We start from the raw sequence: 10989 nt of genomic DNA on the forward strand, positions 1-10989 counted from the left end.
ACAGCATGAGTCAATATCTGATTAATATGCTGTTTGTAGGGGGCTCCTTCATCCTCTACATCGGTATTGCATACTGGGCACGCGCAGGCTCAACCAAAGAGTTCTATGTAGCAGGTGGCGGTGTTCACCCAATTGCCAACGGTATGGCAACAGCCGCAGACTGGATGTCGGCGGCGTCATTCATTTCCATGGCCGGTATTATTGCGGCTACAGGTTATGCTAGCTCGGCTTATTTGATGGGTTGGACCGGTGGTTATGTCATTTTAGCGATGCTACTTGCTCCTTACTTACGTAAGTTTGGTAAGTTCACTGTGCCTGACTTTATTGCAGAGCGATTTTACAGCCGTACAGCGCGTTTATTGGCTGTGATCTGCTTAATTCTTGCTTCGGTGACCTATGTGATTGGGCAAATGACTGGTGCTGGTGTTGCTTTCTCACGCTTCTTAGAAGTTAGCAGTGAAGCCGGTATTTGGATCGCTGCAGTGATTGTATTTTTATACGCTGTATTTGGCGGTATGAAAGGTATTACTTACACGCAGGTCGCACAGTATGTCGTTCTGATCATTGCTTACACTATTCCTGCTGTATTTATCTCATTGCAATTGACTAATAATCCAATTCCTATGTTTGGTATGTACAGTACTCACGCAGAGTCGGGTGTGCCGCTGTTACAAAAGTTGACTGAAGTGTTGGTGGAGTTGGGCTTCCGTGACTATACCGCAGATGTGCCAAGTCACTTGAATATGGTGTTATTCACCTTGTCCTTGATGGTGGGTACAGCAGGTTTACCCCATGTGATTATCCGCTTCTTCACTGTGCCTAAAGTGGCTGATGCACGCTGGTCTGCAGGTTGGGCTTTAGTCTTTATTGCACTGCTTTACTTAACGGCTCCTGCAGTAGCTTCTATGGCACGTTTGAATCTGTTAACCACTGTTTACCCAGATTCGGCAACACAAGTGGTTGATAAAGCTGATTATGATCAGATCCTAGGTAATTCAATCCAGTATGAGGACCGGCCTGAATGGGTAAAAACATGGGAAGGCACAGGCTTGATTACCTTTGAAGATAAAAACAATGATGGTCAGATTCAATTCTATGACGATACCAACGAAACTTTTGCTGCAGAAGCAAAGTCTCGTGGTTGGGCAGGTAATGAGTTGGTTGTAAACAATGACATCATCGTTTTGGCGAACCCAGAAATTGCCAATTTACCTTCATGGGTGATTGGTTTGATTGCTGCTGGTGGTATTGCTGCAGCGTTATCTACTGCGGCAGGTTTGTTGCTGGCGATTTCTTCAGCTATCAGCCACGACTTGATCAAGAAAACCCTTAATCCAAATATTTCAGAAAAAGGTGAGATGTTGGCGGCACGGATTTCCATGGCTGTAGCAATTTTGGGAGCAACTTGGTTGGGATTGAACCCGCCCGGCTTTGCGGCACAAGTGGTTGCCTTAGCCTTTGGGATAGCAGGAGCGTCACTTTTCCCAGTACTTATGATGGGTATCTTCTCGAAGAAAATGAATGATAAAGGCGCCATAGCAGGTATGCTTGCTGGGCTAGGCTGTACCTTGCTGTATATCTTCACTTATCTGGGTTGGTTCTTCATTCCAGGTACCGCAATGCTTCCAAATACACCAGAACATTGGGTAATGGGTGTTTCACCGCTGTCCTTTGGTGCTGTGGGTGCAATTATAAACTTTGTAGTGGCTTATGCTGTGTGCAGTGTCACTGCTGAAACACCACTATACATTCAAGAACTTGTTGAAAGTGTACGATCACCTAAAGGTGCAGGTGCTGCAGTTGATCATTAAAATGAATGTAATACCTCGGTAGCTCTCGCTACTGAGGCACGTAATACAACGGGCCTCATTGAGGCCCGTTTTGTTTACAACACGATGAGATACCTATGATTTGGCATTTAGTAGCAGTTTTTAGCGCAGGTTTAGGTTCGGCGGGCATTGCATTTTTATTGCGTTCCTTGTCCAAGCAAAAACTTCCAAAGTGGATTATTCCAGCTTTAGCTGGGGTTGGGATGATGAGTTATCAGATTTACTTTGAATATCATTGGTTTGCGTATCAATCCAATCGACAGCCGATTGGCGCGGTGGTGACCTCTAATCAAACCAGTCAGGTTTTTTGGCGCCCTTGGACGTATATCTATCCAATGACGACTGTATTTACAGTGGTTGATACTCAGTCAATGCAAACACGACAGGCTAAAAATTTAACTTTAGTCGAGTTCATTGAGTATCGTTTTGAAAAGAAGTACATCGATGTGGTCACTCACCAGCGTTATGTCATGAGTTGCACTGATGCGCAGATCATTGCAGTATCAGATGAGAAAAAGGTGCTATCGAAGCAGCCAGTCAATGTAGACCCTGATAGTGTGCTCTTTAACACGGTATGTTCTACGTCTAAATGAGCATGGTGCTCGGTTGACTTTCGCGGCAGGCTAAAGATTCTTTGATTGAGCGAGGCAGCAAGGAGTTGCATTCATGTCCGACGCATTTAACGTTGATCAGTTACCCTTTGGCTTTTTAACTAAAGAAGAACAAACACTGTTACTCAGTCAGATTCAGCGCAAAGAATATCAACCCTTGGAGACCTTACTGGCAGCTGGCAAGGTTTCACAAGGGCTCTTTGTTATTCAGCAAGGGAAGGTAGCTGAGGTTGAGAGTGACACCCAGTCTTATGAACACCTTAGTGATCAGCAAACAGCTTTCATGCATTATCAAAGTGGTGAGTACTTTGGTAGTTGGTCCGTTTTCAATGGTAAAGCTATCCATAACTTTATTGCTGTAGAGCCCACCATTTGTTACCTAGTTCCCACCCAGACTTTACTCGAACTGATTGAACGCAATAGCTTATTTTCTGATTATTTTCAGCAAAATCTAACCGCTAAACGGAAAATTATTGCGCAACAGGCGCCCAATCAAGATATGGCTGAGTTCATGCTGGCTCGAATTAAAGACAGCACTGTCCGTAATCCTTTGGTGGTGCCTGAAGGAACCACTATCGAGCAAGCAACACGGCTGATGCGTGAAAAAAAATCGGACTGTTTGTTAGCACAAAAGGGTCGTCGTTACGGTATGGTGACCAGGACAGATTTGTTGGATGCTGTAATTATTCATGGCTTGCCGCTTGTCACCGATGTTTCAGAAATTGCAAGCTACCGTCTTATTACCATTGAACCTAACGATTATTTGTTTAATGCGCTGATTATTATGACCCAGCAGCAAATTGAACGAGTGGTGGTAATGGATTCACAACGCCACCTTATCGGTGTGATTGAGCTGACCGATGTGTTGAGTCATTTTTCTAGCCATTCTCACGTAATAGGTTTGCGTATCGAGCGAGCGCAAAATGTGGATGAATTACGCGAGGCATCTTTTGGTTTAGCTGACTTGATTAAAGGACTGATTTCTACTGGGGTTAAAACTCGCTTTGTTATGGAGTTGTTAGCTGCACTGAACAGTCGCATTTTAAATAAACTATTTGAGCTGATTGTACCATTAGAAATGCACCCTCATGTGTGTTTGATCGTGATGGGTTCAGAAGGGCGTGGCGAACAAATTATGAAAACAGACCAAGATAATGGTCTAATTTATCGAGACGGTTTGGACTGGCCCCAGATGCATGAGACCATGTGTACATTTAGTGAAACCTTGATTTCTTTTGGTTTCCCTCCTTGTCCAGGCAATATTATGGTATCTAATCCTGAGTGGGTTAATTCAACTACACAGTGGGCTGAAAAACTGACTCAATGGAGTCAAAGTTATGCTGGTGAGGCAACACTGAATCTAGCAATCGCTAGTGACAGTAAGCCTGTGGCAGGTAATACAGCACTATTTAAAGTGGCACGTAATACATTTTTCCGCCGTATTGCCGATAATGAAATATTTTTTTCTCACTTTGCTAAGGCTGCCATTCGTTTTGATACACCCTTAACTTTTTTTGGTCGTTTAAAAAACAGCGCTGGTTTGGATATTAAAAAAGCGGGAGTTTTTCCAATTGTGCACGGAGTGCGCACCATTGCTTTGGAAAACAAAATCGCTGAGACCAATACTTTCCGTCGTTTGGAGATTTTGCTAGAGCAGGGGGTGATCAATAAAGAACTGGTCAACAACTTGGCTGAGGCTTTAAGTTATTGCGTACACATTCGCTTGCAACAACAAATTGAGCGTTACAATCCCGATGATCCAACCGCTATCGATGAAAACCCTAATGAGTTGAATATTAAAGCACTTAATGCCATGGAACGTCAGTTGTTGCGTGATTCTTTGGCAGTGGTGAAAGATTTTAAAAAGTATTTAATTCAACGTTACCATTTAAATTTTTAAGGTCCATTAGACTGAATATCATGGCAATGGACTTGCTGATAATGGGAGGTGGCATTGCACTACCAAAGACTAAGCCTTGTAAGCCTTTAAACTCAAAGTTCTATTTTTTTATGAGGGGCATGATGTCGTTTCCAGATTTTTTCGATCAAGCACCTGTAATTCAACTGCGTGATCCATTAGCTGAATTATTAGGCAGTGCAACGGATGGAGTTATGGACTATTGCTATGCTGATGTTGTGCGCTTAGCTGGACACTCATGTCCCACGGTTGCCGGAGCCTTCCTGACAACTCGCGCTGCGTTACAGGTACTTTATGCGGGTGAAATGCCTGAGCGTGGTGCGATAAAAGTACATATGCCGGAGCCGGAAAGTGTTGGTACGACTGGTGTGGTTGCACAAGTTATAACATTGGTAACCGGCGCCGCTGCGAAAGGTGGTTTTAAAGGTATAGGTGTTCGTTTAACTCGTAGAGATTTAATGAGTTTTGCTCAGGCTGAGATGGAAAACGATGGGTTGATACGCTTTGAACGCACTGATAGCGGTGCTGCTGTCTTGGTTAAGTTTGATGGACATGCTGTCCCAGCTGATCATTCACAAAAAGAACGTATGCAGGCTGTTATGCATCACAGCGAAACACCTGAACAGCAAAAAGAATTTGCTCATTTATGGCAGGAACGTGTACGTAAAATACTCATTGAGCACGCCGATGATCCGGCACTATTAACCCTTGTTCGTCTTGACTCACACTGAGCTTAAATAGTTAACGGCATACTGCCTGGAGATAACATGACACATAAAACAATTATCGTACAAAGTGGCGGCGGCTATGATCGAGTTGTAGTAGGCAGCAGTGAGGCACGAACTCCAAGTTTTGGTGAAATTCAAGTGCGCCTGCATGCTAATTCGCTGAATTATCATGATTTTATTATTGTCAGTGGTGCCTGGGGACTCAATGAAGATCGCATTCCAATGGCTGATGGTGCTGGTGAAGTGGTGGCTGTAGGTGAAGGGGTCAGTGAATTTGTTGTGGGTGATTATGTAGTTAGTACGTTCTTTCCAAACTGGCTTGCTGGTGACAGCCAAGAGGAGGGTTTTGGTTCAGTACCGGGAGACGGGATAGATGGCTACGCACGTGAATTGGTGACGGCTCCTGCTACTTCTTTTACTTTAGCACCTAAAGGGTATAGTCATGCTGAAGCGGCTACATTGACCACTGCAGGTTTAACGGCATGGCGTGCATTATTCTATGATCGCTCACTTAAACCTGGTGATGCTGTTTTAGTGCAAGGCAGTGGCGGTGTGTCTGTATTTGCTTTGCAATTTGCAAAGTTAGCTGGTGCTAAAGTTATTGCTACCTCATCCAGTGATGAAAAGTTGGCACGTTTAGAGGCATTAGGTGCCGATCATTTAATTAACTATCGTAAAGATAGCTGTTGGGGTGAAACAGTGCGTCGTCTAACCAAAGGACGAGGGGTTGACCATGTAATAGAGGTTGGCGGGCCAGCTACTTTACAGCAATCTATGATTGCAGCTCGTGTCGGTGGTCATATTTCTGTGATTGGCATTCTCAGCGGTGTTGAAGGGCAGTTTCCATTGTTGCAAGCCTTGTCGCGCCAACTGTGTTTGCAAGGTGTGCTCGTGGGCAGCCGTATGCAACAGCAAGAGATGGTACGAGCTATTGAGGCTAACGGATTACGTCCAATCATTGATCGCAGTTTTGCATTAGAGCAAATCGTCGAAGCATTCCAGTATCAAGAGAGTAATCAACACTTGGGTAAAATTGTATTGGAGTTTTAACCGAGTTTCTTTGCTGAAATTGCAAGATCAATCATTGGTGAACAGCCTAGTATTTAAAATTAAATTTATCCTCAAATTCAGCCAAATCACCTTTTGAATAATAAAACTTTATCGGATGTTATGTACCATCTATAAAGCCTGCGCCTGAGCATGACTGTTGTAGTAGTCAGAGAGGGCAGGGTTTATTTTTTTACAGCTAAGTCACCAAGCTCTGGATTGAACTCCATTTGCTTAAGTTGTTCTACAAACCACCTTAGCGCTTTACCTGTATTGTTGCGCTGCCAAGCCACTGAGATGGCCACAGGTGCGCGAGGTGTATCTAAGGTTAAGGGAATCAGCCGGCCATCTGCAACTTCTTGGGTGATGCGATGGCGAGGTAGGTAGCCGACCCCGAGGCCTTGGCATTGAGCTTGAATCTTTTGTTCTATACTCGGTACGTAGATACGACTGCGTCCGTCTAACAGTCCAAGTGAACGCGTAGCAAGCCGTTGCGAGCTATCGGCTACAATCACTGTAGGGTAATCTTGAATGGCACTGGTCGGTAGTGGGCTAGGGAGTTGGGTCAAAGGGTGCTCAGCAGCCACCGCAAAATCAAAGGCTACTTCACCTAAAGTATGCATAGCAAAGCCAGATGTTGGTGGCATGCCTTCGGCTCCAATCACTAAGTCGCAACGGTCGTCAATTAAAGCATCCCAACTACCACTTAGAACTTCTTCACTTAAGCGTATTTCTGTTTTTGGCTGAATCTTTTGAAATGCTTTAATGAGTTCATAAATAGGTTCGCAGCGCAGTACACTTTCAATGCATATTCGCAATTCAATTTCCCAGCCATCGGCTGCTTGACGCACCATAGTAGTGAGCTCTTCCGATGCTTTAAGAATTTGGCGGCCTTGCTCAAGAACTAAGCGACCAATTGGGGTAAGTTCGGCTTTACGGCGACTACGATCAAAAAGCGCTACACCTAAGTCTTCCTCTAGTTTATTAATAGTGTAAGACACTGCTGAAGGCACACGATGTAACTCCTGAGCTGCAGCCGCAAAACTTTGTCGACGTTCAATTGCATCAAGAGTTTGTAGTGCTTCTAAGGTGATTAATAAGGGCATAGTTCAAATTTCCTGAATATTTTATTCAAAATTACCCGCTTTTTATATCTTATTCTTAATAATATAGTAGTTACAACAAGCAATACAGTTGAACTTAAAAGCTAGAGGCACATTGTTAAATCTTGCTTTGAATGGCAGATTTAAAGTTCAGTCTCAGCATCTGGCAAGAGCAATAATGCTTTTTGTTACAGTGCAATGGATTAAAGGAGGCTCCAAGATGGGCTTACTCGTAGAAGGTAAATGGGTTGATCAGTGGTATGACACGGACTCTACTGGCGGAAAATTTGCCCGCAGCGAATCGCAGTTTCGTAATTGGGTCACTACTGATGGCAGTGCTGGTCCGAGTGGTAAGGGCGGTTTTAAAGCTGAAGCAAACCGTTACCATTTGTATGTTTCTCTGGCCTGTCCTTGGGCACACCGCACGCTAATCTTTCGCAAACTGAAAGGGTTGGAGTCGATGATTGATGTGTCTGTTGTACATCCATTAATGCAAGAGCACGGTTGGACTTTTGCGCAAGGCGAAGGTGTGATTGCTGATCCATTATTTAATGCTGAATATATGCATCAAATTTACACTAAGGCTGACCCACTATATACAGGGCGCGTTACCATTCCTGTGCTATGGGATAAAAAACAAAACATTATGGTCAGTAACGAGTCCGCTGAAATTATTCGCATGTTCAATTCTGCGTTTGATGAGATCGGTGCCAAGTCAGGTGATTATTACCCTCAAGCATTGAGAGCAGAGATTGATAATTTGAATGAACAAATATACGACAATGTTAATAATGGCGTGTACAAGTCGGGATTCGCAACAACTCAGGATGCTTATGAAGAGGCTGTATTCCCTTTATTCGCTACTCTGGATGAGTTGGAGCAGCGCCTAGCGCATAACCGTTATCTCTTAGGTAATGTCATCACTGAAGCAGACTGGCGCTTGTTTACAACCTTGATTCGTTTTGATGCGGTGTATCACGGTCACTTTAAGTGCAACTTAAAGCAGATTGAAGACTATCCAAACTTGTCAGGTTACATGCGTGAATTGTACCAGTGGCCTGGTGTTGCTGAGACGGTAAACATGCAGCACATCAAAGAGCACTATTATGTGAGCCACGGTACTATTAATCCAACGGGTGTCGTACCTGTAGGGCCAGTGTTAAATCTTAATGCTCCCCACGATCGAGCGCATTTAACCGTAGCGAAATAACTGGCTCGCAGTCTATCGTGGGTGAGAGTACTACAATTAATTCCTCTTTCTTGAAAAATACGCGCCATATTTTATGGTTTCTTAGCGCAACACATTCAAATTCAACTTTATAGTCGAGGAGATATAAATGACTAAGGTTTTAGTTTTATACCATTCAATGTACGGCCATATTGAAACTATGGCGAACGCAGTGGCTGAAGGCGCTGCTAGTGTTGCTGGAGTAGAGGTAGCTATTAAGCGTGTCCCCGAAATTATGGACCCTGAAATCTTCAAAAACGCAGGTGGTAAAGTTGACCAAGCAGCAGAGATAGCAACACCTTCAGAGCTAGCCGATTACGATGCAATTATCATCGGTTCACCCACACGTTTTGGTAGCATTTCCAGCCAGATGCGTAGTTTTTTAGATCAAACCGGAGGTCTTTGGGCTAAAGGTGCTTTAGCTGGTAAGGTAGCGAGTGTTTTTACCTCTACAGGTACAGGTGGCGGTGAAGAGATGACCATCACCTCTACTTGGACCTCTTTGGCACACCACGGCATGATCATTGTTCCCATTGGTTACACCACGCCAGAGCTATTTGATATTGCTAACGTTAGTGCTGGTAATCCTTATGGTGCGGCAACTATTGCTGGTGGTGATGGTTCACGTCAGCCAGATCAGCGTGAGCTCAGCATTGCTCGTCATCAAGGCGCACATGTTGCTAAAATTGCTGCTAAACTGACAGCTTAATAGCTCACTAGCATTTTAGATAAAGCCATAACCTTTAATAGGGTTATGGCTTTTTTATTAGGTTTCGATCTTATTTTAAAGGTTATGCTATGCGTAGAAGTGCTAAAGTATAAGCCTGTCTTCAGGCAAAACTTATAACTTTTTTAGTTCTAATAAATGGTCCAGTACAGGCGTAACTACTATGGATGGAACAAGAGCTTTTGGTATGTTCACCTCACTACTAACTTTGGTTGGTTTGATTTACCTATTGGCTTCGGATTCGCAAGAACCCGTTATCTTGTGGCCATATGAAGCCTTCCAAGGTTTGGTATTTACGTTAGGATGGGGGTTTGGGGTACCAGAAAAAATCAGCTATTTAGTTGCAGGTATTTTAGTCGTGGTTTTGCTTACAGCATGCTATTTATTAGGACATAAATTTGCTCGATGTATACTTAGTCTCAAAAGAAACTCTTGAATTATTGTGCTTTAAACCCATTATTTAGATATAAAAATTTATATTGAGTTGGCTATACATCAAGTTTGCTTGAAATAGTGTCGCCTAGAATATTACTTGATTCTTGTGTTGCACATACCATCAGTCATAACGTTATAGGAGGGTTGCTCGGTGCCACAAGATGAGTTTGAACGGGCTGCAGCAGCGAAAGCGAGCATATCGTTTAAAAAAGCTAAAAATAAAGCTCAAACCTATGCCAATGATTCGGAAAAACTAAACGACTTAATTGATCAAGCCTCAAGAAAAGCATTTAGCAAAGCTAGCGCATTAGAAGCAATTTGGACACAACTCTCTGCTTGTTTTCGACTAATCAGAGCCTACGCTAAAGGAACTTATCGAGAAGTTCCATGGAACTCAATTATCGCAATCATTGCAGCGATCATTTATTTTGTGATGCCTTTTGATTTGATTCCAGATTTTATTGCTGGTTTTGGCTTGTTAGATGATGCTGCATTACTCGGTTGGACAGTGAAGGCTTTTAGGACTGAGATTGAAACTTTTTTAAAATGGGAGGCAGAAGTCACATCATAGTTCGAGCGGTTAAACTTGGATAATAACGCGGACTTTTTATAGGTTGTGATTAAGGAGCGATTCATGCAAATTGCGATTATATGGACTTCCCACAGTTTCATAGACACTCAGCTGCCTCGTTGAGACGTTCTCTTTCTTCATAATCCGCCGGTGATAACTGGCCTAAATGACTATGTCTGCGACGGCGATTATAAAACACCTCGATGTAATCAAAAATGTCACTGCGTGCCTCTTCACGGGTTGAGTAAATTCTACGCTTAATGCGCTCTTTTTTCAGCGAACTAAAGAAACTCTCTGCAACAGCATTATCCCAACAGTTGCCGCGACGGCTCATGCTCGCGGACAGATTATGAGCGGATAAAAATCGATTCCACTCGTCGCTGCTGAACTGTGAGCCTTGATCAGAATGAATAATGACAGGCTGCTTAGGGTTTCTGCGTAAGCGCCCTTAAATCAGCATCTATCATCGCGCATTATACCGCCTCACACTAATACCTGTCTTTTTGAAAGGGGTATTGGTGATGACTTCACAAGAACGCCAGCAGTTCTGGCAGCAATACATTGGTGTCTGGCAAGCATCTGATTCATCCGGTGCGGCTTTTTGCAAACAGCATGATTTGAATTACGCGCAGTTTAATTATTGGCGTAGAAAGTTTCAGTCGGTATGTAATCCCCCCTCAAAACCACAGAGGCTATTTGTAGAAAATTCCATTAATATGAACTCAAGGAGTTTTCTATGCGTAAATCAAAATTCACTGAGAGCCAGATTATGGCAATTCTCAAACAAAATGA

The 10989-nt window shown here is 43.4% G+C and carries 10 protein-coding genes and 1 pseudogene; 9 read left to right on the forward strand and 2 right to left on the reverse strand.

The window, feature by feature from the left end:
• Positions 1–5: 5 nt before the first annotated feature.
• The 5 genes from TOI97_RS06500 (at position 6) to TOI97_RS06520 (ending at position 6136) form a co-directional block, all read left to right on the forward strand.
• The gene (locus TOI97_RS06500; protein WP_321553309.1) at positions 6–1811 is read left to right on the forward strand and encodes a sodium:solute symporter family protein; all 1806 of its coding nucleotides are present in this window, start codon (positions 6–8) and stop codon (positions 1809–1811) included.
• 95 nt (positions 1812–1906) lie between these two features.
• Positions 1907–2422 carry a hypothetical protein gene (locus TOI97_RS06505; protein ID WP_321553310.1) on the forward strand — a complete coding sequence of 172 codons (516 nt, stop codon included), beginning with the start codon at positions 1907–1909 and terminating at the stop codon, positions 2420–2422.
• Positions 2423–2495: 73 nt separating this feature from the next.
• Positions 2496–4340, forward strand: a complete 1845-nt coding sequence (locus tag TOI97_RS06510) for a DUF294 nucleotidyltransferase-like domain-containing protein (RefSeq protein ID WP_321553311.1) — start codon at positions 2496–2498, stop codon at positions 4338–4340.
• 122 nt (positions 4341–4462) lie between these two features.
• Positions 4463–5089 carry a hypothetical protein gene (locus tag TOI97_RS06515; RefSeq protein ID WP_321553312.1) on the forward strand — a complete coding sequence of 209 codons (627 nt, stop codon included), beginning with the start codon at positions 4463–4465 and terminating at the stop codon, positions 5087–5089.
• Between the two features lie 36 nt (positions 5090–5125).
• The gene (locus tag TOI97_RS06520; RefSeq protein WP_321553313.1) at positions 5126–6136 is read left to right on the forward strand and encodes a zinc-dependent alcohol dehydrogenase family protein; all 1011 of its coding nucleotides are present in this window, start codon (positions 5126–5128) and stop codon (positions 6134–6136) included.
• Positions 6137–6318: 182 nt separating this feature from the next.
• On the opposite strand, the gene TOI97_RS06525 is transcribed toward TOI97_RS06520, so the two are convergent.
• Positions 6319–7239: a LysR family transcriptional regulator gene (locus TOI97_RS06525; RefSeq protein ID WP_321553314.1), complete on the reverse strand. Its 921-nt coding sequence runs from the start codon at positions 7237–7239 to the stop codon at positions 6319–6321.
• Between the two features lie 217 nt (positions 7240–7456).
• On the opposite strand from TOI97_RS06525, the gene TOI97_RS06530 reads away from it, so the two are divergent.
• The 3 genes from TOI97_RS06530 to TOI97_RS06540 all read left to right on the forward strand — a co-directional run bounded on the left by TOI97_RS06530 (position 7457) and on the right by TOI97_RS06540 (position 10197).
• Positions 7457–8446 carry a glutathione S-transferase family protein gene (locus tag TOI97_RS06530; RefSeq protein WP_321553315.1) on the forward strand — a complete coding sequence of 330 codons (990 nt, stop codon included), beginning with the start codon at positions 7457–7459 and terminating at the stop codon, positions 8444–8446.
• A gap of 127 nt (positions 8447–8573) precedes the next feature.
• Complete coding sequence (wrbA, locus tag TOI97_RS06535) at positions 8574–9173, forward strand: NAD(P)H:quinone oxidoreductase (RefSeq protein ID WP_321553316.1); 600 nt, start codon at positions 8574–8576, stop codon at positions 9171–9173.
• 604 nt (positions 9174–9777) lie between these two features.
• On the forward strand, positions 9778–10197 hold the full coding sequence (locus TOI97_RS06540) for a YkvA family protein (protein WP_321553317.1): 420 nt from the start codon (positions 9778–9780) through the stop codon (positions 10195–10197).
• Between the two features lie 97 nt (positions 10198–10294).
• Here the strand turns inward: TOI97_RS06540 and TOI97_RS06545 are convergent.
• Positions 10295–10636: pseudogene (locus TOI97_RS06545) on the reverse strand (IS3 family transposase); the annotation flags it as partial.
• A gap of 82 nt (positions 10637–10718) precedes the next feature.
• Here TOI97_RS06545 and tnpA point away from each other — a divergent pair.
• Positions 10719–10989, forward strand: a 271-nt coding sequence (gene tnpA / locus TOI97_RS06550) for an IS66 family insertion sequence element accessory protein TnpA (protein WP_407651327.1), incomplete at its 3' end; no start/stop codon positions are given.

It is taken from the genome of Denitrificimonas halotolerans, assembly GCF_034259425.1.
Classification (GTDB): domain Bacteria; phylum Pseudomonadota; class Gammaproteobacteria; order Pseudomonadales; family Pseudomonadaceae; genus Denitrificimonas; species Denitrificimonas halotolerans.

Bases quoted from the DNA above. Each gene is read 5' to 3' on its own strand.
- TOI97_RS06515 (WP_321553312.1), top strand. From the start codon at position 4,463: ATGTCGTTTCCAGATTTTTTCGATCAAGCACCTGTAATTCAACTGCGT.
- TOI97_RS06510 (WP_321553311.1), top strand. From the start codon at position 2,496: ATGTCCGACGCATTTAACGTTGATCAGTTACCCTTTGGCTTTTTAACT.
- TOI97_RS06500 (WP_321553309.1), top strand. From the start codon at position 6: ATGAGTCAATATCTGATTAATATGCTGTTTGTAGGGGGCTCCTTCATC.
- TOI97_RS06520 (WP_321553313.1), top strand. From the start codon at position 5,126: ATGACACATAAAACAATTATCGTACAAAGTGGCGGCGGCTATGATCGA.
- TOI97_RS06530 (WP_321553315.1), top strand. From the start codon at position 7,457: ATGGGCTTACTCGTAGAAGGTAAATGGGTTGATCAGTGGTATGACACG.
- TOI97_RS06525 (WP_321553314.1), bottom strand. From the start codon at position 7,239: ATGCCCTTATTAATCACCTTAGAAGCACTACAAACTCTTGATGCAATT.
- wrbA (WP_321553316.1), top strand. From the start codon at position 8,574: ATGACTAAGGTTTTAGTTTTATACCATTCAATGTACGGCCATATTGAA.
- TOI97_RS06505 (WP_321553310.1), top strand. From the start codon at position 1,907: ATGATTTGGCATTTAGTAGCAGTTTTTAGCGCAGGTTTAGGTTCGGCG.